This is a genomic window from Dyadobacter beijingensis DSM 21582, from assembly GCF_000382205.1.
Lineage (GTDB): Bacteria > Bacteroidota > Bacteroidia > Cytophagales > Spirosomataceae > Dyadobacter > Dyadobacter beijingensis.
The window spans coordinates 582956-608571 of sequence record NZ_KB907789.1 but is presented as its reverse complement, the minus strand read 5'-3'; the positions used below and the strand labels follow the sequence as shown (position 1 = coordinate 608571).

Below are 25616 nucleotides of genomic sequence, written 5' to 3'. Positions count from 1 at the left end.
TTATGGAAATACTTTTCTGGCTCAGTCTGTTCATTGTTTTCTACACATTTCTCGGCTACGGCATCGTGCTTTACATGCTGGTCCGCATCCGGCGGATTTTCAAAGGGAAAAGGCTCGCCCCCGGCCTCGACCAGGATTTTCCGACACTCACACTCGTGATCGCCGCTTACAATGAAGAAAGCATTATCGAAGAAAAAATCGCGAATACGCTGGGCCTCTCGTACCCGGCCGGGAAGCTGAAACTCATTTTCGTCACCGACGGCTCGTCAGACCGCACGCCCGACCTGGTAGCGCAATACCCGCAGATCAAGCTCATGCATACGCCCGTGCGAAGCGGCAAGATCCTCGCCATGCACCGCGCTATGGACGAGGTGGATACCGAAGTGGTGGTATTCACCGACGCGAATACTTTCTTGAATAAGGACGCATTGGTACTCATCGCAAGGCATTACGCCGATCCGAAAACCGGTGCCGTATCGGGCGAAAAGCGGGTCATGCAGGACGCGCTGTCGGACGCCACGGCAGGGGAGGGGTTCTATTGGAAATACGAATCGACATTGAAAAAGTGGGATTCGGAGCTGTATTCGGTGGTAGGCGCGGCGGGGGAGCTGTTCAGCGTACGGCGTTCGCTGTACCGTTCGGTGGAGCCGGATACCATTCTCGACGATTTCATGATCTCCATGTACATTGCCGAAAAGGGCTATCGCATTGTGTATGAACCGGATGCGTATGCGTCCGAACTTTCGTCAGAAAACATCCGGGAAGAACTGAAAAGAAAGGTACGCATCGCCGCAGGCGGCATTCAGTCGATATTGCGTTTGAAAAAACTGATGAACCCGTTCCATGATCCGCTGCTGTCGTTCCAGTACCTTAGCCATCGCGTGCTGCGCTGGACGGTAACACCGTTTCTGATGATCCTGGCGCTTGTACTGAACGTAGTCATCGTCGTTCAATCGGGTGGGGTGATCTACCAGCTTTTGCTGGCAGGGCAGGCCATTTTTTACGGGGCGGCGCTGGCCGGCTGGCTGCTCGAAAGGCGGAAGGTGAAGGTAAAAGCGCTTTTTGTACCTTACTATTTTTGTATGATGAACTATGCCGTGCTGGCGGGCATTCGCCGCTACATCAAAGGCTCGCAGAGCGCTGCCTGGGAGAAAGCCAAAAGAAAAAGCGCGTAGCTGATGCCACGCGCCTGAATGCTTTTTACTATCGGTCAGATCGTTTTCAGTCGCTCCGATTCCGATTCCAGGATCGGGACCAGCTCGTCGATTTCAACTGAAATACGCTCATACATTTCCATCAATTCCTCGCCGGGCGCCTCGTCCTTAATGGCCCGTTCGAGCACTTCCACTTTGGGTCTGACATGCGTGAGGCCGGTCATGGTGAACGAGGGTTTCAATCCGTGTACAATGCTCGCAGCTTCTTTCAGGTCGCCCGAGCCAAGGGCACGGTGCAGCGTGTGCCAACGCGGAATGGAATCGCTCAGGAACGCGTCAAAAATCATGTACAGGATTACAGGATCTTCTCCGTAGGCCTGGTCGATGTAGGCATGGTCCAGGGCGGGGTTGAGTTGTAAGGCCATCGGTTCGTGTTAAAAGTTTTTCAGAAGCTCAAACTAGTGGGATCGGTAAGGTAGTATCGAAAGAAATACTTCGACAATATAAACGGTTTCTACAAAACTTTCACATTATTGTTTGTTCTCCTGCTCTTTTACTTCTTCTGTGGCCGGCTGCTTGGCGTCTTCCTTTGAATCTTGTTTGGCTTTCTTACGGAAATACCTGCGGAAAAGGAAGTTAGACCGAAGTGCGGTCATATTTTCATCCAGTTTTTCGGTGGTGCTTTCCAGGTTTTTCAAGGTTTCTTTCAGGTTGGAAGCGGTCGCTTCGTCGTGTAGTAGTACTCCCAACGGGCTGGTTTTGTTGGAGTTGAGGTCGGCGCTTGCGGTTTTCAAATTGTTCACCATCACATTCGCCGACGACACCGTTTCGTTGAGGCGGGCAATGCTGCCGCGGAGGTCTTTCATGATCACGGTGTCCGTCGCGAAGTCGTTGGCGAGTCCTCCTTTTTCGTTCAGTTTGGCTGTGTAGCCGGCCAATGAGGCGGTCAGCGACTGCGCATTCACAGAGGCTTTCTTCATCGCGCCCAGGGTCTGGTCGAGATCGTTATAGAGGCGTTCGTCGTTCAAAAGCATTCCGACGGTTCCTTTTCCGGCGAGTATATTTTTGCTGATGGTTTTAAATGCACTTGTAATGCCGAGCAGGTTTTTGTTGTTTTCCGACAGCACGGCCAGCATTTCCTCCGTACTTTCAATTTTCTCGACGATCAGCTCGTCGCCGTCCTCGATCGAGGGCACTTTCTGCGTGCCGCCGTAGATGACGATGATCTTGTTACCGATCAAACCGTCGGTACTGACCTTCGCTTTCGCATTTTTGCGGATAAATTCCTGCGATTTTTCCTCGATGTTCAGCATTACTTCCACCTTCGAGTTGTCGAGGAAGCGGATGCTTTTCACCGTCCCGATCTTCACACCGGAATACCAGATGTTGTTACCGATTTTAAGCCCGTTCACATCGTCGAAAATGGTTTTCACGGTGATCGTAGAGGAAAAGACCTTCTTCATACTGCCGATGGTGAGGATACCCACCACGAAGATGAGAATGCCAAGTACGACGAAAAGGCCTACGTTAATGGATCGTTTGGTTGATGTTGCCATTACTACTGGATAAAATTATAATCGTAAAAACTCTTGATACGCTCTTCGTCGGTATCAAATACTTCTTCAAATGTGCCTGTTTTCAGGAACTTGCCGTCGAGGAGCATCGCAATGCGGTCGCCCGTCTCCCTTGCGCACGTGAGGTCGTGTGTGATGATGATCGAGGTGGTCTGGTATTTCTCCTTTACTTCGTTGATCAGTTGGTTGATTTCCAGGCAGGTAATCGGGTCAAGACCGGCGGTTGGCTCATCGTAGAGCATAATTTCCGGTTTGAGGATCAGCGTCCGTGCGATACCGATCCGTTTCCGCTGTCCGCCGGACAGTTCCGCCGGCACCTGGTTGATCGTTTGCAGCAACCCTACCGCGTCAAGTACGGATTCTACCTGCTCGTTAATGTCCGCCCGGGTCAGGTTGGGAATGTTCCTGACGAGGGGAAATTCCAGGTTCTCGCGAACGGTCATACTATCATACAAGGCGCTGTTTTGGAATGAAAAACCAATTTTCAGCCGAAGATCGCGCAAATCGTTACCGACCTGGGTGGAGACTTCCTTCCCCAGTACGATACAGTCGCCGCGGTCCTGTTTGAGCAGCCCTACCATAATCTTGATCAAAACCGATTTTCCGGTTCCCGAACGCCCCAGAACCACCATGTTTTCGCCCTTGTTCACCGTCAGGTCGACGCCCTGCAATACATGCAGGCTACCGAACGACTTGTACAAATCGCGTACTTCGATGACCGGCTCGCCGGGTGCAAATACTTCTTCCATTTTATACTCTGAAATAGTTGGATACCTGTACGATGATCACCTCTTCCATGAAGATCAGGAACATGGATGTCACGACAGCCGAGTTGGCGGCCTTTCCGACCCCTTCCGTTCCCTTGCTGGCATTATACCCCTGGTAACTGCCCACGATGCCGATCGTGAAGCCGTAAGCGACCGCCTTCGCGACCGATGTCCAGATGTCGAGGAACGTAATCTGCTCAAATGCATTTTCAAAAAAGGCGATGAAACTCGTGCCCTCGTTCAGGGTCACGTTCAGGTAGGCGCCCAGCAAGCTCACCAATGCGCAGTAGAACATGAGCACGGGAATGGCGATGGTACACGCCACTACGCGGGTGACTACGAGGAACTTGAAAGGGTTCACGGCCGACACTTCCATGGCGTCGATCTGCTCTGTCACACGCATGGAGCCCAGCTCGGCGCCAATACTCGACCCGATTTTGCCCGCGCTGATGAGCGCCGTAACCAACGGTGCCAATGCACGTACGATCGCAATCGCCACCAGGGACGGCAGCCACGAGGTAGCCCCGAATTCAGAAAGCGAAGGCCGCGACTGTTTCGTAAATACCATTCCGGTGATAAAGCCCGTCAGGCTGATCAGCACCAGCGACCGGTTGCCGATAGCGTAGCATTGTTTGACAATTTCCTGGAATTCCATTCGCCCGCGGAATATCTCGCGGAAGAACCGGACAAAGAAAACATACGCATTGTAGACCGACAGCAGGCCATTATCTATACTTCTGCCGTATACATATTGCTTTTTTCTAGCGCTCATTCAATCGGGTAAAAATTGTAATAAACTAATTTATCAGGCTGTTGTGGGCAGCAGTGTCCTTTCGCCGCCGAGCATCCGCTCTTCGAACCACCGCATCCGGTAGGCATTCATCGCGTTCTTGCCGAGTTGGTCGAGCAGGCGGTAATTCACGATCAGCCCCACGGCCGCGCCGATACCTGGGATCAGCTGGGCCATTTTGGCGAGGTCGATGTAATCGCGGTACTCTTGCTGGAACGTTTTCCAGTTGAACTGGTGAATGTCGTTGGGAAGGTCCCTGCTGTGCTGGTCCCACTGGATCATTTGTGCAAAAACCTCCTGCCGCCCTTTCTGACTGGAAAAGGTCAGCTGAAAAATGTGGAGTATAAAAAGGCGTTCCCGGTAATCGTTGATGGGCTTACCGTACAATGCGGCGATTTCGAAAAGAAGCTTGATTTTGATGCCGATCAGGATCGGGAATTCGGCCAATGCGAGCCAGAAGCCGCCCGCGCCGGTAATGCCGCCTTCGGCAGCGCCTGCTTTTTTATAAAAATCGATTTTTTTGCGCACCGCGGTCTCAATTTCTTCGAGCGAGGCGCCGGGAATGCTTTGGCCGGTCGTAAACTCGGCCCCGGTCAAAACACCGCGTACCATCTGTTTGATGGTACCGGTGATGACCTCGTGTATTTTATCAGGAATAATGTCGTTGATCTTGTCCTGAAACTTCTTGGATGTCCTGTCGATAAAATTGGGCCGCTTCTGCATTTTGAGCTGCCATTTGGTCAACTCAGGTTTTATCTGCTCTTCATAACTGTTGATGTGCATATCGTTCCAGGGCTAATGTCGGGTCAGGATAGAGAAACGGTGGTTTGCCAATGCTCAGCAAAAATCATTCCAATTTAACTGCCTTCACACCCTCGCGCGTGATTTTGACCGGATTGATCATGCCTTTTTCATCAAAAGACATCACATCGATGCAGGTTTCGCGGTGATTACCATCGGTTTCCGTCAACGGACGGCGGTGATATACGATGTAATATTCCTGCTTGCCCGGAATCTGGATCACGGAATGGTGCCCGGCGCCGGTAGCCACTTTGGGATCTTGTTGGAGGATCTTGCCCACCCGCTCGAAAGGCCCGAAAGGCGAATCGGCGATGGCATAAGCGACCGAGTAATCAGGCCCTGTCCAGCCGCCTTCCGACCACATGAAGTAGTATTTACCATTACGGATAAACATGAACGGCCCTTCCACGTAGCCTTTCGGCGTGATCTCGCGGAATATCGTCCCGTCTTCGAATGGGACAAAGCCGGTGAAGTCGCTTTTCAGCTTCGCCACGTTGCAATGCCGCCATCCGCCGTAAAAGAGGTAGTACTGGCCGTCCTTGTCTTTAAATACAAACTGGTCGATCGGCTGGGCGCCGTTATGGAACTTGTCGATCAATGGCTTGCCGAGCAGGTCTTTGAATGGCCCTTCGGGACGATCGGCCACCGCTACGCCGATACCCCCTTTCTCATTGTCGTTCTGGATGTCGTTGGCACCGAAAAAGAGGTAGTATTTCTTATCCTTTTCGATAATGGAAGGTGCCCACATGGCGCGTTTGGCCCATTTCACAGCAACGGTATCGATAATGCCGGGGTGTTTTTTCCAGGTTACGAGGTCCGTGGAAGAGAATGCATCCATATGCACCTGCTTGTTGTAAGGTGCGGAGAAAGTGGGGTAAATCCAGTAGGTTTTGTTAAAAATGATTCCTTCCGGGTCGGCATACCAGCCGGGGAACACGGGGTTGCCGGATGTTTTGGGGAACTGGGCAAAGGTGTGGAAACAAACGAGGTTCAGGAGCGCTAATGCAAGCTTTTTGTTCATAAAATTTCGGTTTTGGGCAATTGTGAGGGCCGCAAGTTCCAAATTTTTATGCAATTAATAAACCTCGCCTGCACCTCCTCCGCCAAATGTACCACCACCGAATTCCAGTCCGGGTTGGTGAGGTGTCACCCCAAGCTTCTCGGCTGCGATAAGCGCTTGCAGGTCGGCGAGGTTATTTTTACGGTCTTGCTCGTCGGAAATGCCGTGTTTGGGCGTGTGCAGATATTTGATCAGCGCCACCGCCCCCGCGATCATCAGCGCGCCCGCTAGCGTGAGGCCCTGCGAGACGGTGAGGATACTGAAATAGTGAAAGTACGTGTGTATCGAAAATGCGAATGCCAGCAACCCGACGATGAGCAGCATACGATCCGGTTTTTTCAAACCGGATACAATGTACGCAACCGGTATGGCCAGGGTAAAGAAGTAGAATAGCGGCGCAAAAGCGATTTGCGGGGCAATGGAAACGTTCAGCCCGCTGATTATGGCATTGGCCTCGCGGACAACGAGGTAATTACCTCCGAGGTAGAAGGTAACGAGCGACAATACTTCCAGGATCTGCCGGCATTCGCGGTAGTAGATATCCCGGCTTTTTCTTACCAATATATAAATGCAGACGGACAGGACCATGATGGCGAACGGGAGCAATGCTTTACCTAATGCGAATTTCATCATCAGGTCGGTAAGCAGGGTGAATACGAGCCCGAAAATGGCGATCGGGCCCAGCAGGTCGGCATAGCGCAGCGTCGCCGGGATGATGATGGCGAGGGCTGCCAGGCAGTAGGCCCACAGCGGCGCGTGATTGAACAGCATGAACATCGGCACCATTGCCGCCGCAACGGCCGCATACAGCAATGCATTATCGACGCCCGAATGGAAGAGTTTTCGGTCCCGGATCAAAAATTCCAGGACAAAAATGAAGCAGCCGCAGGCAATGAGGCTGAGCACCGAAAAGCCCGTATCGGAATGCGTATCCACCCAGAATAGCGAGAGGAAACCGATGAAAAACGAGCAAGCCACCACGGCGAAACAGAACAGTCCGATCTTAACAAACAGGCCCGGCCGGTAGAATTTCTCCGGGAAATGTTCTTTCACCTGCTCTTCCTGGGCGGGAGTCAGCAGATTTTTGGATTTCCATTCAGCCGCCTGCTGCTGGATATGCAGATTGTCTATCCACGTTTGATTGTATGCCTTTTTCATTTCCTGATCTCCGGTTTGATCCCGAGGAATTTTTTGAAGTTCAATAAAAAGTAAATCACGCCGACGCTCGAAAACAGGAAGTAGAAGATGCCCAGCCCTAATGCCGCGTCAGCGCCGAGATTGGTGAAAATGACGTAAGTGAGAATGCAGTAGCCGTACACGGTCCCCATAAGCAGGAACAGCAGCGACTGCGCCTGGCGCGCGCGAAGAATGAAGAACCAGCACAGCCCGATGCCGATAAAAAAGTACAGGATTTTGGGTTCGAAACTGAATAGCCCGATCTGCGCGGCAATGCATGCCAGGTTGCCGCCCATGAGCATGTACATGAACGCGAAATGCTTTTTGAAATGCTGTTCCTCCGAAATCCATCCCGCTGCGGTCAGTAGGGAACCTAGCGCAATGGCGGGGATGATCAGTTTCGCATCTGAAAAGTCATTGTCAGACAATACCGACAAGGGAGCGATGGTAAGCCCGAGCCAGGATGCGAGCCCCGTAATGGCCATCGATAATGCCCCGCGGTGATCGAAACGGTAGGCACAAACGAAGAAGATAATGGTAGGGATGATGACGGCAAGCCCGTAACGCGAGCCAAAAATATTGTATTGAAATTGCAGGTAACCTTCCAGGCCCAGGAACGTGGAGCAGCCCAGCAGCAGCACATAATCGACCAGCTTGTTGGGGTTTTCGACCTGATCGGGGGAGAAGGGGAGGCTGTTTTTGTAAGTATAATAATAACAATAGGCCGTAATGCAGGCAATGACGGCTATAATGGCCTGATGACCGATCGTATCGATGTTTTCGTAAATGAGTATCCCGGCGCCGGAACTGAAAAAGAGGATGCCGAGGTAGAGGATCGAGCGGAGCTCCCAGTGAATGGAGAAAGTCTTTTCATGCTCGAAAGTATCAATGGTATCGGCCTGCTGCGGGGAAATGATTTCCTTGTCAGTCAGGTCGTTAAGGATGGATCGTGTGGTCATGGAAGTTGAGACGAAAGCTGTCAAAGGTAACAACTTTGTCCTCAAATCGAAGCGGCAAGGCTTTCGGGAATTACTGAACGGGCTCTTTGAAATATTTAGCGGTATACTATCAGAAGCGCAATGTAAAATCCTCCTTCACCTGCTCGCTGCGGAAGAATACAAGCCCGATCCAGAACAGGTCGACAGTCATCGTCACCTGCGGGTGCGCCTTAATGTATTCCCAGGCACGCGTCATTTCCTCCGACCAGTATATGTCGTCGAAAATAAAGAGCGAGCCGTTCTGAATGTGGGGAAGGCATTGCTCGAAATACCGCACGGTGGGCTCATAGCGGTGGTTTGCATCGAAATAAGCGAAGTCGACCGGCTTGTCGAGTGATGCGAGGCGTTGGGGCAACGTTTCGTCAATGTTACCGAGCACGATTTCCACATTGTCCACGCCAAGCCGTCCGAAATGCTCGCGTGCCTTCGCGGCTGTTTGCGGGCAGCCTTCGAAGGTAATGAGCTGCGCGTCGGGTTTGGCTTTCGAAAGGTAGGAGGTAGTCAGTCCCAATGAAGTGCCCAATTCCACGATGGTTGCCGGTTGCAAACGCCGGATCAGCCGGTAAAAAAGCCGACCGAATTTGGCCGGTTTTTCCGCGTTTTTTGCGATCGTTTTGATCTTCCGCAGGTTGGATTTGTTCACACGAGAGCCTGCGCCCAGGTCCAGGATTTCGATTTGCTCGCCGGAACGCAGCAGTTCTTTCCGCAGCGATTGGATGGCCGCGTAGTCGGGGTGATCGTCCTTGCGAACGGCTATGACATTGTTATAAAGCTCAAACAGGAAAGGGGAATGAATGGAATGCTCGTTTCCGGAGCGCAAAAGGTACTTAATGTATGCAGCAATCAATGCAGTCGAATTTTAAGATCGGCCGTGGACCGGCCGGTGGTTCAGTTGAGGCGGTAAGGCGCTACCAGCGAGAATGCGGGGATCACTACGCGGAACTGCCGGCCGTCGAGCACGCGCTCCATCAGGTAGGTGCCTGCCATCTTGCCCATGTCGGTCCGCAGGTTGCAGCCGGAAACATAATCATGCACATCGCCCGGTTCGAGCACGGGTTGGAGGCCTACGATGCCCGCTCCTTCCACCTCGCGTACGGTACCGTTGGCGTCATGGATCAGCCAATGCCTCCGTAACAGCTTCACGGTGTGCTCGCTGTGGTTCTCGATCAGGATCTTATAGGTAAACACAAAGTGGTCCTGACCCGGATTGGAGTAATCTGGCTGATATTCCGTCAGAACGGTGACTTTGACCCCATCTGTAACCTTGGAAACCATATAGATCGAGGGTGTTTTAAAACGATTGGGATGACCCGGGCAGCGGCAAATATACCGGTTTGCACGTCACTTTTAACGAAAATAGTAATCAATTGCTGATAAAACCAAATCAAAAATCACATAATTTGGTTTCCCAAAACAAATTCAACAGCATGGATGTAAAAATTGAGCAGTCGTGGAAAGAGCGGCTCGCGCCCGAGTTTGAAAAGCCCTATTTCGCATCGCTCACGACTTTTGTAAGAGAAGAGTACCAGACGAAACAGATATTCCCGCCGGCCAAACAGATTTTCAACGCATTCAATTATTGCAGCTTCGACGACTGTAAAGTGGTGATCCTCGGCCAGGACCCCTACCACGGCGCGGGCCAGGCCAACGGGCTCTGCTTCTCCGTGAACGACGGCATCCGGATGCCGCCATCGTTGCTGAATATATTCAAGGAGATCCAGCAGGACCTGGGCAAGCCGTTCCCGCCGACAGGCAATCTCGAACGTTGGGCGAAGCAGGGCGTGTTGTTGCTCAACGCCACCCTGACGGTTCAGGCGGCGTCCGCAGGTTCGCACCAGGGCAAGGGCTGGGAACGCTTCACCGATGCCGTGATCAAATGCGTTTCCGACGAAAAAAGCAATGTCGTATTCATGCTCTGGGGCAGGTATGCGCAGGAAAAAGGCGCGGTAATCGACGCTTCCAAACATTACGTGCTCAAAGCCAAGCACCCTTCGCCCATGTCGGCCAACGGCGGGGGATGGTTCGGTACCAAACATTTCAGCAAGGCGAACGAATACCTCGAAAGCCGGGGCCTCGACCCGATCGAGTGGTAGGAACAACCAAAAAAGAGAGCCGGGATGCCCGGCTCTCTTTAAGATTTTCACTCCTATTACTATTATTAATTACTTCTCGATGTTGGAATTCATCTCCAACACTTTGTCCCATTGACCTTCGTTGGTCTTTACAAATGCCAGTCTGTCGGCATTGGCGGTGTATTCCTGGGCAGCTTCCTTGGTACGGAAAGTCAGATAGTGGATCACGTCAAATTCTTCACCGCTGTTTTCTGACTTCTGCACGTGTCCGGCCGAATAAGCCACGACATCTTTCACTGCTTTTTTCATCGTCGCAAAATCGCGCATGTGTTTCTCCACTTCCTGCGGGGTGGTACCAGGCTTAAACTTGATACAAACCACCCGCTGGATTTCAGCAGGTTTGTGCGGTACATAGGCACCGTAAATAACCAGCATAAATACGCAGAGCGCGAAAATAGGGACTAAATATCCTAATGTTTTATTTCTTGTTTTCATTATAGCAAAATCTGTAAAGAGACTTATTTAGTTTTTCTTGCTACAAATGTAAAACAATATCCTGTAATTGCATTATTTGAATATTAAATATAAATAATTTTGAAAAATTGATATTTAAGAAAAGAAACAACCCCCGAAAATCTACTTTCCGAAATATTATTTGGAAGGTAATTTTTTGTAAAATTTTTGCAGGGGACTCATAACCAGGTTGCTACAACCACATTGAATGAATAAAAAAATGCAGCTTGTAAAAAGTTGGTGTTAAAAAGCGGAAAAAATGTGACGATTTCTGAAAATGACGTCTCAATAGGTGTAAAACAGTTCGAAACACCTTCCGAATATTGTATGGCGCCGATTTGTTGGTTACCGCAAAAAAAATCTGAAAAAAATCGGTTTTTTTTCAAAAATGCATTGAATTTCAGCCTGCTCGGGACGATTTTCCTATTTCAAATGGCGGCCAAACCGCGCTGGGGCTTCTGGGCACACAAGCGGATCAACCGTTTAGCGGTTTTCAGGCTGCCGCCGGAAATGCAGCCATTCTTTAAAAAGTACAGTGATTACCTCACCGAAAATGCCGTCAATCCCGACAAACGCCGCTACGCGGTCGTCGGTGAAGCCGAGCGCCATTTCATCGATCTCGATGTGTACGGCGACAGCGCATTGACGACACTTCCCCATCATTGGCAAAGCGCCCTAGCGCGAATAGGAGAGGACAGCCTGCGCAAACACGGTATCGTTCCCTGGCATGTGCAGCTGGCCGCAGCGCAACTGACCAGTGCATTCCGCGACAAGGATGCCCGGCGCATTCTGCGGCTCTCGGCCGACCTGGGCCATTACATTGCCGACGCGCACGTGCCGTTACACACCACGCGCAACTATAATGGCCAGCTCTCGGGCCAGGACGGCATTCACGGCTTCTGGGAATCGCGGCTGCCCGAGCTTTTCGCGGAGCAATATGATATGTGGCTTGGGCCTGCGAAGTACCGGCCGGACATTGCGGCCGACATCTGGAAAGCCGTCGGCGACTCCCATGCGGCAATGGATTCGGTGCTGCGTTTCGAGAAGCAACTTACGGCACAGTATCCGACCGATAAGAAGTACAGCTACGAGCTGCGTAACAATGTGCTCACACGCATGCAGTCGCGCGAATTTTCCGCAAAATACCATCAAATGCTGGCCGGACAGGTGGAGCGGCGCATGCGGGCGTCGGTGGAAATGGTGGGTAATATATGGTATACCTGCTGGGTGAATGCGGGCCAGCCCGATTTGGGTGCTTTGGCGGATGCCGAAGTGGGGGAAGAAATGAAAGAAGCCGCCGGGCAGCAGGGCTGGTTGCAGCGGCTTTTCCATGTCAGGCCGGAACCGGATAATTAACGGTTGGCCACGAGCACTCTGGCCGTTACCAGCAGTTGGCCTACGTGCCTTTGCGTGTGCTCGGCCGCGTGGAAAAGCAGGCCCAAATGCGTGGACGGTACCATTGCGCGGCCAACGTAGCGTATTTCTGTCAAGGTACCGGGGTCGGTGTTGCGGAGTTGCTGCAATGCAATTTCGAGCTGGGTGCTGAATTCGTCGAGCAGATGGTTGTAGGTGCAGCCTTCGGATGGTTCTTTTCCTTCACTTTTGAGGAATTCCATCTGGCTCTCGCTGAGCGATTCTTCGCGTGCGTAGGTGAACAGGCGGTCGAGCACGCCCGCGAGGTGCTGCAAATGGAAGCCTACGGAAGCCACGCCGGCGGGTTTTTCCCAAAGTAATCCGGATGGAAATGTATTGGTAAATACGCCCAGCTCTTCGCGCGCCTGCAACAAGGCATGCGCAACGGGTTGAAGCAGATCGGGTATTCCGGGAAGCGGCCCGCGCAGCCATACTTCGAGTTGTTCTTTATTTTGCATGACTGAAAATAAACGAAAAAGGGACCCTTTTACAAGTCCCTTTTCGCACTAATTGTTGTCAGAATTTATTTTGCAATGTCGATCTGCACCGGCTTGCCTTTGATGGTGTTGCCATCCATCGCACGCAATACCGCGCGTGCATCGCGCTCAGGTACGTCTACGAATGTGAATTTGTCATAAATGTCGATCGCACCGATGGTCTTGCCCGGAATGTTGGCTTCGCCGGCAATAGCGCCTACGATGTCTTTCGGCATGATGTGGTCTTTACGGCCAAGGCTCAGGAACAAACGGGTCATACCAGCCTCGGGAGCCGATTGACGACGCTCGCCACGGTCACCACCGCGGTCTCCGCCACGTGGTGCGTAACGGTCGCCTCCGCGATCTCCGCCCCGGTCGCCGAAGCGGCCGCCTTCGCGACGGTCTCCGCCTCTTTCGAAACGGCTTCCGCCTGTTTTGCGCTCATAACGGTCGCCACCTTCGCGACGGTCGCTGCGACGCTCTTCCCATGCAAGGTTACCGTCGGAGTATTCGTTTTTCTGAACGCCCATGATCTGCTTCGCCATGGCTCCAACGATCTGCTCGGTTGAGAAACCGCTGTGGTGCAGCATTTCCAATACGTCGTTGTACAAGCCTTCGTCTTCGGTTTCTTTGATAGAGGCTGAAATATTCTCTACGAAACGTGCCTTACGAACGCCTACGATATCTTCGAAGGAAGGAATTACCCCTTTTTCGATTTTTACTTTGGTATAGCCTTCAATGGATTTCAGACGGTATTTTTCGTCACGGGCCACGAGGGAGAATGCCTTACCGGACATCCCCGCACGGCCTGTACGGCCGATACGGTGTACGTAATATTCTTCGTCCATCGGAATGTCGTAGTTGATCACGCCATCCAGGCCGCTTACGTCGATACCGCGTGCTGCAACGTCGGTCGCAACCAGGATGGTGGTAACACCCGCCTTGAATTTGCTCATGACATTGCTGCGTTGTTGCTGGCGCAGGTCGCCGTGGATACCTTCGGAAGCATAACCGCGCAATTGCAGGTCTTCCACGATCTCGTCCACTTTGCGTTTGGTATTACAGAACACCAACAGGGACTTAATGTGGTGCATATCGATCAGACGGGTCATTACCTCGACTTTCGCCTGTGGTTTTACTTCGAAATAGACCTGCTCGATATTCTGGTTGGTCAGCTCGTTGCGAACTACCTTAATTAATGTAGGGTCGTTCAGGAAGCGCTTGGTGATCGACATGATCGGCTTCGACATGGTTGCCGAGAAAAGGATCGTCTGGCGATCTTCCGGCATGTCTGCCAGGATGCTCTCGATGTCCTCACGGAAGCCCATATCGAGCATTTCGTCGGCCTCGTCGAGTACCATCATACGTACTTCGTCGAATTTCAGGGTGCGGCGCTCCATGTGGTCCATCACACGGCCCGGCGTTCCTACTACTATATGTACCCCTTTTTTCAGGGAGCGGATCTGACGGTCGATCGAGTCACCACCGTAGATGGCTTCAATGCGCACACCGCGCAGATATTTGGCCAAACGGCCGAGTTCTTCGGATACCTGCACCGCGAGTTCGCGGGTCGGGCAAAGGATCAGGGCTTGTACTGCATTACTTGAAGTGTCAATTCTTTCCAGCACGGGAATACCGAATGCCGCAGTTTTACCGGTACCGGTCTGGGCCTGACCAATTACGTCAGAACCCTGCATTACTGCGGGGATTCCCTGTGCCTGTATCGGTGAGGGTTTTTCAAAACCCATTTCTTGCAAGGCTTTCAGGATGTTTTCGTTGAGCCCGAGCTCTTCGAAAGTTTGAAAAGTTTCAGTTGTCATTCTATTGCTTTTAGTATTAATTCTTGATTTGAACGGTTGATCCGGTGTGAGGGGCGACGGGGTTGGAAACAGCATAATGATCATGCGGGACGAGTCCAACACATGCATTAGCGCCGATGAAAATCGGACCACATCACCGGTATCCCGGTTTATTCGTAAAATATTGAAAGGGATTGCACAAAGCCCACCACTAACCATCCGTGGGGCTCTGCGTGTGAACGGTAGGTCCAGCCGGGACAAATTTTGAGGCTGGCAGGTGATCTATAAATGTACTAGACCGTTTATGAGCAGAGAAGCGAACGGATGTTCCTTCAAATTGTGACGCAAAAGTAAGAACAATAATTCGTAATCGCAACGGTTTGAAGAAACTAATTGTAATATTTTTAGAAAACAAAAACCCGGCGCATTAAAAATGCCCGGGTTTATCTAGTCAGGTTTGCTGATTCAGAATAATTCTTTGACGTCCGTATAAGGCAACTGCCATGCTTCGGCCACTCCTTTAAATACTACTTTTCCGTGAACGACATTCAATCCCCTGCGCAGTTCCTCATTCGTTGAACAAGCCTGTTTCCAGCCCTGGTTGGCCAATTGCAATGCATAGGGGAGGGTAGCGTTGGTGAGTGCCAATGTGGAGGTGTAAGGCACCGCGCCTGGCATGTTGGCTACGCAGTAATGTACGACACCGTCGACTTCATAGATCGGATCTTCGTGCGTGGTCGCTTTCGAAGTTTCGAAGCAGCCGCCCTGGTCGATCGCCACGTCCACCATGACGGTGCCGGGTTTCATCAGTTTGAGCATATCGCGGGTAATGAGCGAAGGCGCCTTGGCACCGGGGATCAGCACGCCGCCGATGATGAGGTTGGTGCTTTTGATCAGCTCGCGGATGTTGTATTCGTTGGACATCACCGTATCGACGTTCGCCGGCATAATATCTTCCAGGTAACGGAGCCGCGCGAGACTGATATCGACGATCGTTACATTCGCTCCCAGTCCCGCCGCCATTTTCGCAGCCTGCGTTCCTACGATCCCGCCGCCGAGTACCAGTACATTCGCCGGTTTCACACCTGCGACACCGCCGAGCAGGATACCGAATCCGCCCATCGGTTTTTCGAGGTATTTGGCGCCTTCCTGGATCGCCATGCGACCGGCTACTTCGCTCATCGGAACGAGCAACGGAAGACTTCTGTCTGTTTTTTCGACGGTTTCATAAGCGAGGCAAACGGCTTTGCGCTCGATCATGGCATGGGTGAGGGGCTCGGAGGAAGCAAAGTGGAAGTAGGTGAAGAGGAGCTGGTTTTCTTTAATTAGCGGGTATTCACTCGCGATGGGTTCTTTCACCTTGATGATCATTTCGGCGATGCCGTAAACCTCTTCGATGGTGGGGAGAATGACCGCTCCCGCTTCTGTATATTGTTCGTCGGTAAAGCCGCTGCCTTTGCCTGCCTCGGCCTGCACGTACACTGTGTGTCCGTGCTTACGCAGCTCTGTGACTCCTGCGGGCGTTAAAGCTACCCGGTTCTCGTTGTTCTTGATTTCTTTGGGGACACCAATGATCATCGGTATGTGTAGTGTTTATAGTTTAGATTAATGGGTCAAAATTAATTTCCGGCAGAAAAACATACTATAACGGCTCATAAAGACAGAAAAGAAAACTATTTTTGACCTTATCTGTAAGAAAAATTTCTGCCGTGAACGTTCACAGCCGATATACAGCCATAAAAAATACTTTATGCAGCCCGACCAGACCGACCGCAAGATTCTGGACCTTTTACAAAACAATGCCCAGATGACGATCAAAGAGATCGCGAGCAAGATCAATCTCTCCGTCACGCCCGTACACGAGCGCATCCGAAAGCTTGAAAAAGAAGGGTTTATCGATAAATATGTGTGCCTGCTCAACCGCCGGAAGCTGGGGAAAAGCCTGGTAGTATATTGTAATGTAACACTTGACAAACAGCGGAAAGAGAGCTTCGAAGACTTCAATCAGGCCATTGTACAAATGCCCGAAGTGCTGGAATGCTCGGTCGTTTCGGGCAACTTCGATTACATGCTGAAAGTGGTGGTCGAGGATGGCGAGGCGTACAATCAGTTTTATCAGCATAAACTTTCTGCCCTGTCGAGCGTGTTACACATCAGCAGTTATTTCGTAATTTCCGAAATCAAGTACACCACCGGAATCGCTGTTTTGTAAGTCGCAACGATATTTTAATTGATCATCAGGCCCGTAGGCGCGCGCTGATCGCATAATGCCCAGCATATGAACAAGAATTTTAAGGATGGCCTGAACCTGATGTCGAAAGTGACGCCGAAGCGCGCCTGGAATGCGATGCAGATATTGGGGAGCTATTTTTACTCCAAAATGACGGGTAACCCGGTCCATTGGGGAATGCCCATCGCTATTTCCTTCGAACCGACGACCTCCTGTAACCTTCGTTGCCCCGAATGCCCGAGCGGCCTGCGCTCGTTCACGCGTCCGACCGGGATGATGGAGGAAAAATTGTACAAAAGGACCATCGACGAGCTTGCGGACAGGCTGCTATACCTGATATTCTACTTCCAGGGCGAGCCTTACCTGCATCCCAAATTTTTCGAGCTCGTTAAATATGCCAGCGCCAAAGGCATTTATACCGCCACTTCTACGAATGCGCATTACCTCACGGACGAGAAAGCGCGCAAAACTGTGGAGTCGGGCCTCGACCGCCTGATCATTTCCATTGACGGAACGACGCAGGACGTGTACCAGCAATACCGCGTCGGCGGGAATCTGGAAAAAGTCCTGGAAGGAACGCGAAACATCATTAAATGGAAGAAGGAATTGAAATCGGCGACGCCGCATGTGATTTTCCAGTTCCTCGTCGTGAAGCCGAACGAGCACCAGATTGAAGACGTGAAGAAGCTGGCAGAGGAAATGGGCGTGGATGAGGTAGGCCTGAAAACCGCGCAGATTTACGATTACGAAGAAGGCTCCGATCTGATCCCTACGATCGAAAAATATTCGCGCTACCAGGTGCAGGAGAATGGGAAGTATTCGATCAAAAACAAATTCGTCGACCACTGCTGGAAAATGTGGCACTCCTGCGTGATCACCTGGGACGGTGCCGTGGTGCCCTGCTGCTTCGACAAGGACGCCGAGTACAAGCTGGGCGATATGAAAACTTCGACCTTCCGGCAGCTGTGGAAGGGCAAAAAGTACCGCGACTTCCGCGCTTCGTTGATCAGATCCCGTTCAGAGATAGAGATGTGCAAGAACTGTACGGAAGGCACGCAGGTGTGGGCGTGAAACATTTCGCCGATTTTTCGTACAATTTATTTTTAATTAAATAATAATATCATTTAAGAAGCTGATGATCAAGTAGTTTGATGTTTTCTTGAAAACTCCGTGGAACATTTCTTGGTGAATTGCCCCGAATAATAGAAATTTGACATTGGTAACTCAAATGAATACATGGGCAAAGTAATTGCAATTGCAAACCAAAAGGGGGGAGTAGGGAAAACCACTACCGCTATTAACCTCGCGGCGAGTCTGGCCGCGCTGGAATTCCGCACACTCATCATCGACGCTGACCCTCAGGCTAACTCGACGTCCGGCCTCGGATTCAATCCGCAGGAAATGGAAAACAGCATTTACGAATGCATGGTAGAGCAAGCCAGAACGTCTGAAATTATCCTGCAAACCGATTTCCCGAACCTGAACCTGCTGCCGTCGCATATCGACCTCGTGGGCGCGGAAATCGAAATGATCAATCTGAAAAACCGGGAGCATCGCATGAAGGACGCCATCGCGGAAGTACGCGACGACTATGACTTCATCATCATCGACTGCTCTCCTTCACTCGGTCTGATCACGATCAACAGCCTTACCGCCGCCGATTCGGTGATCATTCCCGTTCAATGCGAATATTTTGCATTGGAAGGCCTCGGTAAGCTCCTGAACACGATCACGATCATTCAGTCGCGGCTGAATACCAACCTCATTATCGAGGGTATCCTGCTCACGATGTATGACCTCCGCCTGCGCTTGTCCAACCAGGTGGTGACAGAGGTTACCAATCACTTCGAATCTCTTGTTTTCAATACCATTATCCCTCGTAACGTACGTATCAGTGAGGCGCCGAGCTTCGGAATTCCTGTCATGGCACAGGATTCGGACAGCAAGGGGGCCGTCAGCTACCTGAACCTTGCAAGAGAGATTCTCACTAAAAATGGTTTGCTCTCCTCGGACAGGGTGAACTGATAACGACAGTACGAACAGGCAATGGAGAATAGCAGCAAGACGAAAAAAATGACCGGACTGGGAAGGGGATTGGGCGCTCTTCTGCAAGACTCCGAGAAAATCAATACGCCCAGGACGAGCACGCGCGTTTCACCGACCGAGGTGATCGGTTCGATGAACGAGATCGAGGTGAGCCAGATCGAGGCCAACCCGTACCAGCCGCGGACGAAGTTCGACCAGGAATCGCTGGACGAACTCGCGGACTCCATTCGGGTACAGGGCATTATCCAGCCTATTACCGTGCGGCAGCTTTCGGAAGATGCTTACCAGCTCATTTCCGGCGAACGCCGCCTGCAAGCTTCCCGCCAGCTCGGGATGACGACCATTCCCGCGTACATCCGCACGGCCAACGACCAGCAAATGCTGGAAATGGCGCTCATCGAGAACATCCAGCGCGAAAATCTGAATGCGATCGAGATTGCATTGAGCTACCAGCGGCTGATCCTCGAATGCAGCCTGAAACAGGAAGAACTCGGCGCCCGCGTGGGCAAGAACCGCACGACCGTCAATAACTATATCCGTTTGCTGAAACTGCCGCCGGTGATCCAGGCGTCATTGCGCGACGACAAGATCAGCATGGGCCATGCCCGCGCGCTGATCACGATCAACAGCGACCAGAGCCAGCTGAAAATTTTCAACCAGATCATCGAAGAAGGATGGTCTGTGAGGAAGGTCGAGGACGAGGTGCGGAAGCTCGGAATGATGACTAACATCGCTACGGAGTCCAAAAAGCAGCCGACAATTAATCAGGAAATAAAGTCGTTACAGTTCCAGCTTTCGTCCTACTTCGGGGCGAAGGTGTCTGTGAAAGCCAACGAACAGCATAAGGGTGAAATCAAGATCCCTTTCGGCTCTCAGGACGAACTGAAAAAGATTTTAGAAACACTGAAATTTAAATAGGCGTTGAAAAACTGGGTTTTATTAGGGTTGATTTTGCTGATTTCGGGTCGGATCGCAGCGCAGACGGAAGGTAAGAAAGATAGTCTGAACACCGGCAAAGTGCCGACCGTAGTACTCGACAGCGCGACTTTGGCCCAGGCGGACACGTTAAAAAACGTTAAAAAGAAGTGGATGCCCGTGCCGAAAACGGCGACACGGCTCGCATTGATACCGGGCGCGGGGCAGCTGTATAACCGGGATTACTGGAAGGCGCCGATCGTGTACCTCGCATTCGGGGGAGGGCTTTACACCTATTACCTGAACACGATCAAGTACCACGACTTCCTGGATGCGTACAAGTCCTTTTATGTGCTGGACAAAAACGATCCTAATTACGGCAAGCGGAAGCAGGATCTGGCTGGTGACGACGACACGGTAACCGTAAGATACCGAAACCTGCTGAACACAAGCAGCGAGTATGTACAGATTACCCACAGCCAGGCGGTACGCCAGAAGAACTACTGGCGCAGGAACCGCGGTTTTGCGCTTATCGTGACGGGCCTGATTTATACATTATCGATCATCGAGGCCAACGTGGCGGCGCATTTGAAGACATTCGATCTTTCAGACGACCTGACTTTGAATGTAAGCCCGAAGCTCAACCAGCCGTCGATGCGAACGCCGACACCGGGCGTACGAGTGGTGTTTGGTTTTAAATAATACAAATAGAGTACTGATTTTCAACTATTGAATTAATGAGAATACTATTACTGGGCTACGGTAAGATGGGCAAGACGATCGAACAGATCGCCGTGGAGCGTGGACATACGATTGTGGGTAAAATTGACTTACAGAACCGGGCGGACATGGATGCGCTGGCGGTAGGGGACGTGGACGTCGCCATCGAGTTCAGCTCGCCGGAATCGGCTTTTGAAAATATCATCTACTGCCTCAAAAAAGGCTGGCCCATCGTGTGCGGCACCACGGGCTGGCTCGACCACCGCGCCGAAGTGGAAGCACTTTGCAAAGCGCAGTCCGGTTCGTTCTTTTACGCCTCCAATTACAGCATCGGCGTGAACCTGTTTTTCCGCCTAAACCGCATGCTGGCCCGCCTGATGAACGGCCACGAATACCAGAGCTCCATGACCGAGGTGCACCACATTCACAAGCTGGACGCACCGAGCGGTACGGCCATTACCCTCGCGGAAGGTATTATCGAGGAAATGGGTAATGTCGACGGTTGGAAACTGGCCCCGGATGCGGAAGAAGGTTATCTGCAAATCCTGGCCGAACGCCGCGGCGAAGTGCCGGGCACTCACATTGTACGCTACGAGTCCGAAGTCGATACCATTGAAATTTCCCATACGGCCCATAACCGTCAGGGTTTTGCATTGGGTGCGGTAGTGGCCGCAGAATGGCTTCCGGGCAAATTCGGGGTGTTCGGGATGAACGACCTCCTCAAAATTTAAAGTATTCTAACTATCAATCATCGCATGGCTGTTAATAAAGAGTTGACTTCCCATTCAGTAGAATCCAGAAAGAAGAAGTCACCGGCACGGGAGTGGTTCGACTCCATTTTGTTCGCGGTAGTGGCTGCTACGCTTATCCGCTGGCTGTTTTTCGAAGCATTTACCATTCCCACGCCCTCCATGGAAAACAGCCTGCTCGTGGGTGACTTCCTGTTTGTGAGCAAGCTGCACTATGGTACCCGCACGCCGAAGACGCCCTTGCAGGTGCCGCTCACGCACCAGACGATCTGGGGAACGAATATCCCGTCCTACACCAGCCTGGTTCAGTTGCCGCAATACCGCCTGCCGGGTTTCAGCGAAGTGAAGCGCGGCGATGTGGTAGTGTTCAACTACCCGCCCGAATTGCAGCATCCTGTCGATTTGAAAACCAATTATATCAAACGCTGCGTGGGTATCCCGGGAGATAAGGTGGAAGTACGCGATTTGCAGGTATACGCCAACGGCCAGGCCATGGAGAACCCGCCGCGCATGGAAAACGAGTATTTCGTAGCTACTACCACGGCCGTGAATGAAGAAAAGGTATTCAAGGAAAACGGCATCTCGGAGTTCAACTCTTATACCGAAGGCGATAACGATACCATCAAAGGGAATGAACAAATGGGCTACCTGGTTTTCACGACCGTGGAAATCGCCGCCAAGCTGAAAACCTACGATTTTGTAAAAAGCATTACGCTTGTGAAATCGCCCAAGGATATCAGCGAGCCGATGTTGTATCCGAATTCTTCCCTGTTCAAATGGAACCGCGATAACTACGGCCCGATTACCGTTCCCAAGGAAGGCATGACCGTGCAGCTGACGCCGGACAATATTGCGGTATACGGCCCGGTGATTAAGAATTACGAAGATAATGGAGATGTCGTGCTGGAAGAGAATGCCATTAAGGTAGCTGGCAAGGCGATCACCAGCTACACCTTTAAGCAGGACTACTATTTCATGATGGGCGATAACCGGCACAATTCGGCGGACTCGCGTTACTGGGGTTTCGTACCGATGGACCACATCGTGGGTAAAGCGGTATTCGTATGGATGTCCATCGACCCGAATCCGACGAGCTTCTTCAACAAAATTCGCTGGAGCCGCATTTTCCGGACGATTAACTAGTCTTTGACATATAGCATTATTCAAGGGAAGGGCGAAAATCCTTCCCTTTTTTGTCAGGTATATATAAATTAATATTATATAAAAATTTTAGGTTTATATGGATTGCTGGTATATTGCAGTTGGAAAAAACAGCGCCCTATGTCCGTCACAGAAACCCTTTCGAAACCCGAAATCACGCCACGCAAAAAGAGCGCATTTCGCGAATGGCTCGACTCGATATTATTTGCCGTTACGGCAGCGGTGCTGATCCGCTGGCTGTTTTTCAGCGCATTCGTAATCCCGACGCCTTCCATGGAAAACACCCTGCTGGTAGGCGACTACCTTTTTGTCAGCAGGCTGCATTATGGCACTACCACGCCCGTGACCCCATTGCAGGTGCCGCTCACGCATCAGACGATCTGGGGCACCAGCATCCCTTCCTACCTCGATTGGATACAGCTCCCGCAATTCCGGCTGCCGGGATTTTCGGAGGTGAAGAACGGCGATGTGGTGGTATTTTACCTGCCCGTGGAGCATCCGGAGATGTATCAGAGATACAGCAATGTGCTGCCCGACCTGCACCCGCATCCCACCGATCTGCGGTCGAACTACATTAAGCGGTGCGTGGGTATTGCGGGCGACAAGCTGGAAATCCGCGGCGGGCAGGTGTATGTGAACGGCCGGCCGCAGGCGCTCCCGCCACGCATGCAGAACGAATATTTCGTAGCTGTGACGACTGCCGTGAATGAGGAAAACGTGTTCAGAAAGAACGGCATTACCGATTACGCGCAGTTCACCGAAACCTTCGACGACAGCATTACCGCCAACGACCAGATGGGCTACATTGTGAAAACCACTGCTGCACTGGCCGAAAAATTGAAATCCTACGATTTTGTGAAGCAGGTACAGCCTATGTTCATGGAAAAGGGCCTGAAAGAGCCTTACCTGTTTCCCCGCACCGATTTACTGAATTGGAATAAAGACAACTACGGCCCCGTTGCCGTGCCCGAAAAAGGCATGACCGTTCCCATGAGCCCGGCCAACGTCGCACTGTACGGCGACATTATCCGCTTCTTCGAAGGCAATGCGAATGTAGCGCTCGACGGCGACCGAATCACGATCGACGGCCGGGCCCTTGCGAGCTATACTTTCAAGCAGGATTATTACTTCATGATGGGCGACAACCGCCACGACTCGGCCGATTCGCGGTACTGGGGCTTTGTTCCTAAGGACCACATTGTGGGAAAGGCGGTTTTCGTATGGATGTCCATTGATCCCAACCCGACCAGTTTTTTCAGCAAGATCCGCTGGGACCGCATTTTTAGGGTTATTCATTAACACAAAAAGAGGCCCTCGGGCCTCTTTTTGTTGCTGATCCGGCTTTGCGGATCTATTCCTCCTGCGAGAATATCAGCGCCGAATACGGCGGGATCTGCAACGAGCCGAACTGCCCACAGTTATCCATTTCGCCCTCCATGGTGTCGATATCGAATACGCCGAGGTGGGAGAAATCCTGGTCGTAGTATTCATTGTCGGTGTTGAGGCGGAGGTGCCATTTGCCTGCGCGTGGGAAACCTACCTTGTAGTCGGAGAAGGTTTCGGTAGAGAAGTTGAATACGACCACGACGCTGTCTTTCGGGCCGCCTTCGTCCCAGCGGTGCATCACGATCACTTTCTTTTCGTTGTCCTGGCGGATAATGTCCACGTCCTGGCCCTGCAAGCCTTTTGTTACCCCAAACCAGTTTCGGCGAATGTGGATCATATCGCGGTGCAATGCGGCAAACCCGCTGAATTTTTCCAGCCGCGACCAGTCGATCGGGTCGCTGTCCGAGAACCATTTGTCTTCCAGCAGCGGCTGGCCCTGGAAGATCATCGGGATGCCGGGAGAGGTTAGTACCAACGCTACACCCAACGCGGCCCGTTTTTTGGAATACCAGTTATTTACATCTCCGTCGGCGATCTCCTCGGCTACGCGTGCCTGACCGTTCGCCACCTCGTCGTGCGATTCGGTGTAGATAATGCGCTGAAACGAATCGGTATTGTAGCGGCTCGTGATGGCGCTTACCACCTCATCCATATTCCGGTCCTGGTCGTTGGCCGTGATGATGGCGTCGCGCACGGAATGCACGAATTTCGCGTCCCACTGCGAGCCATATCCCAGGCCACCTTCCTCGACGGATTTGGTAATGAAGTCGAGCGAATGCATATCCTCGGCGATGGTAATGCAGTTAGGACAGTTTTCGCGGATGTCCTTGTTGAGCCATTGCATAAGCGTTATACCTTCCGGGATGTCGTCACCGGGGTTGCCATTGGCTTTCACGTTACGGATGTAGGGTACCATATCCATCCGCAGGCCGTCGATGCGGTAGTCTTTAAGCCACATCAATGCATTATCATGAATGTACTGGCGTACTTCTCCGCGGCCGTAATCGGGGCGGGTGTTGCCCCAGGGCGTTTCGGAGCGCCAGTCGTTGTAAAAGTAAATGCCGCCTCCGTCGTTTTCCTGCCAGCCGTCGAACTGCCATAGGTCAAGGTCGGACGGGCCGAAGTGATTGTAAACCACGTCGAGAATAACGCCTATGCCCGCCTCATGCGCGGCTTTGACGAATGCTTTCAATCCATCGGGACCGCCGTAGTCGGATTCGATCGCAAATGGATTGGCAGGGTTATAGCCCCACGACCGGTCGCCGGGAAATTCCGAGCAGGGCATCAGCTCCACCGCGTTGAAACCCATATCCTTCAAGTAAGGAATGCGTTCGATGGCCGTATAGAACGTTCCTACCTTTCCTTTTTCAGTGACATTAAACGTACCTACGTGCATTTCGTAGATCACCAGCTCATGCCACCCGGGCATTTGAAAAGTAACATCCTGCCAGTCGAACGACTCGTGGTTGTATACGATGCAGTTTCCTGCCGAATTGGTTACTTTGAGTGCATAGGGATCGTTACGGTGCAGCTCGCCGGCAGGTGTTTTGAGGAAAAATTTATATTCATCTCCTTCCTTGGAATTGTCGACCAATGCGCCCCAGATGCCGTTTTCTTCCGGATGCAGCGGGCTTGCAGCGGGGTCCCAGTCGTTGAAACTTCCTATGACCGAAACGCTTCCGGCGTGCGGCGCCCATACCCGGTAATATACCCCCTCGGGGTGGCAGGTGGCGCCCATGCCTTCATAATGTTGTTCGGTTTCGGCTACTTCGGTTTCGAGGTTTTCCATATATGGTTTTCAGATAATTGTTTATTT

General features: G+C 51.8%; 26 protein-coding genes. 11 read left to right on the top strand and 15 right to left on the bottom strand.

Going from position 1 to position 25616, the window contains the following annotated elements; all coding sequences use genetic code 11:
• Positions 1–2 precede the first annotated feature (2 nt).
• Positions 3–1175 carry a glycosyltransferase family 2 protein gene (locus H144_RS0121115; protein WP_019944102.1) on the top strand — a complete coding sequence of 391 codons (1173 nt, stop codon included), beginning with the start codon at positions 3–5 and terminating at the stop codon, positions 1173–1175.
• A 35-nt stretch (positions 1176–1210) separates the two neighbouring features.
• On the opposite strand, the gene H144_RS0121110 is transcribed toward H144_RS0121115, so the two are convergent.
• The 10 genes from H144_RS0121110 to apaG all read right to left on the bottom strand — a co-directional run bounded on the left by H144_RS0121110 (position 1211) and on the right by apaG (position 9595).
• Positions 1211–1579, bottom strand: a complete 369-nt coding sequence (locus tag H144_RS0121110) for an Hpt domain-containing protein (RefSeq protein WP_019944101.1) — start codon at positions 1577–1579, stop codon at positions 1211–1213.
• A gap of 105 nt (positions 1580–1684) precedes the next feature.
• Positions 1685–2710, bottom strand: coding sequence for an MlaD family protein (locus tag H144_RS0121105; protein ID WP_019944100.1), 1026 nt, complete (start codon positions 2708–2710; stop codon positions 1685–1687).
• A gap of 2 nt (positions 2711–2712) precedes the next feature.
• A complete protein-coding gene (locus H144_RS0121100; RefSeq protein ID WP_019944099.1) occupies positions 2713–3477 on the bottom strand; it encodes an ABC transporter ATP-binding protein in 765 nt (254 codons plus the stop codon).
• Between the two features lies 1 nt (position 3478).
• Positions 3479–4267, bottom strand: coding sequence for an MlaE family ABC transporter permease (locus H144_RS0121095; RefSeq protein WP_019944098.1), 789 nt, complete (start codon positions 4265–4267; stop codon positions 3479–3481).
• A gap of 33 nt (positions 4268–4300) precedes the next feature.
• Complete coding sequence (locus tag H144_RS0121090; protein ID WP_019944097.1) at positions 4301–5068, bottom strand: EcsC family protein; 768 nt, start codon at positions 5066–5068, stop codon at positions 4301–4303.
• 64 nt (positions 5069–5132) lie between these two features.
• Positions 5133–6107 carry a glycoside hydrolase family 43 protein gene (locus H144_RS0121085; RefSeq protein WP_033403148.1) on the bottom strand — a complete coding sequence of 325 codons (975 nt, stop codon included), beginning with the start codon at positions 6105–6107 and terminating at the stop codon, positions 5133–5135.
• Between the two features lie 54 nt (positions 6108–6161).
• A complete protein-coding gene (locus tag H144_RS0121080) occupies positions 6162–7304 on the bottom strand; it encodes a hypothetical protein (RefSeq protein ID WP_019944095.1) in 1143 nt (380 codons plus the stop codon).
• A complete protein-coding gene (locus H144_RS0121075) occupies positions 7301–8281 on the bottom strand; it encodes a DUF2157 domain-containing protein (protein WP_019944094.1) in 981 nt (326 codons plus the stop codon). The genes H144_RS0121080 and H144_RS0121075 overlap by 4 nt, the downstream gene beginning before the upstream one ends.
• 109 nt (positions 8282–8390) lie before the next feature.
• Complete coding sequence (locus tag H144_RS0121070) at positions 8391–9167, bottom strand: O-methyltransferase (protein WP_019944093.1); 777 nt, start codon at positions 9165–9167, stop codon at positions 8391–8393.
• Positions 9168–9208: 41 nt separating this feature from the next.
• Complete coding sequence (gene apaG, locus H144_RS0121065) at positions 9209–9595, bottom strand: Co2+/Mg2+ efflux facilitator ApaG/CorD (RefSeq protein ID WP_012779816.1); 387 nt, start codon at positions 9593–9595, stop codon at positions 9209–9211.
• Positions 9596–9747: 152 nt separating this feature from the next.
• Here apaG and ung point away from each other — a divergent pair, with 152 nt between their 5' ends.
• Positions 9748–10413 (top strand): uracil-DNA glycosylase, encoded by a 666-nt coding sequence (gene ung, locus H144_RS0121060; protein ID WP_026350881.1) that lies wholly within the window; start codon positions 9748–9750, stop codon positions 10411–10413.
• A 69-nt stretch (positions 10414–10482) separates the two neighbouring features.
• Here the strand turns inward: ung and H144_RS0121055 are convergent, their stop codons facing one another.
• The gene (locus H144_RS0121055; RefSeq protein WP_026350880.1) at positions 10483–10887 is read right to left on the bottom strand and encodes a Dabb family protein; all 405 of its coding nucleotides are present in this window, start codon (positions 10885–10887) and stop codon (positions 10483–10485) included.
• Positions 10888–11142: 255 nt separating this feature from the next.
• Here H144_RS0121055 and H144_RS0121050 point away from each other — a divergent pair, with 255 nt between their 5' ends.
• Positions 11143–12261 (top strand): zinc dependent phospholipase C family protein, encoded by a 1119-nt coding sequence (locus H144_RS0121050; protein WP_019944090.1) that lies wholly within the window; start codon positions 11143–11145, stop codon positions 12259–12261.
• Here the strand turns inward: H144_RS0121050 and H144_RS0121045 are convergent.
• The 3 genes from H144_RS0121045 to ald form a co-directional block, all read right to left on the bottom strand.
• Positions 12258–12776 carry a DinB family protein gene (locus H144_RS0121045; protein WP_019944089.1) on the bottom strand — a complete coding sequence of 173 codons (519 nt, stop codon included), beginning with the start codon at positions 12774–12776 and terminating at the stop codon, positions 12258–12260. The genes H144_RS0121050 and H144_RS0121045 overlap by 4 nt on opposite strands.
• A gap of 65 nt (positions 12777–12841) precedes the next feature.
• Entirely contained in the window at positions 12842–14614 is a 1773-nt protein-coding gene (locus H144_RS0121040) for a DEAD/DEAH box helicase (RefSeq protein WP_019944088.1), read from the bottom strand.
• 444 nt (positions 14615–15058) lie between these two features.
• Positions 15059–16171, bottom strand: coding sequence for an alanine dehydrogenase (ald, locus tag H144_RS0121035; RefSeq protein WP_019944087.1), 1113 nt, complete (start codon positions 16169–16171; stop codon positions 15059–15061).
• A 172-nt stretch (positions 16172–16343) separates the two neighbouring features.
• Here ald and H144_RS0121030 point away from each other — a divergent pair, with 172 nt between their 5' ends.
• From H144_RS0121030 to lepB (H144_RS0120995), 8 genes are all read left to right on the top strand, one after another.
• Positions 16344–16805, top strand: coding sequence for an Lrp/AsnC family transcriptional regulator (locus H144_RS0121030; protein WP_012779823.1), 462 nt, complete (start codon positions 16344–16346; stop codon positions 16803–16805).
• 66 nt (positions 16806–16871) lie between these two features.
• Positions 16872–17894, top strand: coding sequence for a radical SAM protein (locus H144_RS0121025; RefSeq protein WP_019944086.1), 1023 nt, complete (start codon positions 16872–16874; stop codon positions 17892–17894).
• A gap of 165 nt (positions 17895–18059) precedes the next feature.
• Positions 18060–18848, top strand: coding sequence for a ParA family protein (locus H144_RS0121020; RefSeq protein ID WP_019944085.1), 789 nt, complete (start codon positions 18060–18062; stop codon positions 18846–18848).
• Between the two features lie 21 nt (positions 18849–18869).
• Positions 18870–19787, top strand: coding sequence for a ParB/RepB/Spo0J family partition protein (locus H144_RS0121015; protein WP_019944084.1), 918 nt, complete (start codon positions 18870–18872; stop codon positions 19785–19787).
• Positions 19788–19820: 33 nt separating this feature from the next.
• Positions 19821–20486, top strand: a complete 666-nt coding sequence (locus H144_RS0121010; protein ID WP_229207957.1) for a DUF5683 domain-containing protein — start codon at positions 19821–19823, stop codon at positions 20484–20486.
• Positions 20487–20521: 35 nt separating this feature from the next.
• On the top strand, positions 20522–21235 hold the full coding sequence (gene dapB / locus H144_RS0121005; protein ID WP_026350879.1) for a 4-hydroxy-tetrahydrodipicolinate reductase: 714 nt from the start codon (positions 20522–20524) through the stop codon (positions 21233–21235).
• A gap of 24 nt (positions 21236–21259) precedes the next feature.
• Positions 21260–22396, top strand: coding sequence for a signal peptidase I (gene lepB / locus H144_RS0121000; protein ID WP_019944081.1), 1137 nt, complete (start codon positions 21260–21262; stop codon positions 22394–22396).
• Positions 22397–22534: 138 nt separating this feature from the next.
• Positions 22535–23713: a signal peptidase I gene (gene lepB / locus H144_RS0120995; RefSeq protein WP_019944080.1), complete on the top strand. Its 1179-nt coding sequence runs from the start codon at positions 22535–22537 to the stop codon at positions 23711–23713.
• Positions 23714–23765: 52 nt separating this feature from the next.
• Here the strand turns inward: lepB (H144_RS0120995) and H144_RS0120990 are convergent, their stop codons facing one another.
• Complete coding sequence (locus tag H144_RS0120990; RefSeq protein ID WP_019944079.1) at positions 23766–25589, bottom strand: alpha-amylase family glycosyl hydrolase; 1824 nt, start codon at positions 25587–25589, stop codon at positions 23766–23768.
• Positions 25590–25616: the final 27 nt, after the last annotated feature.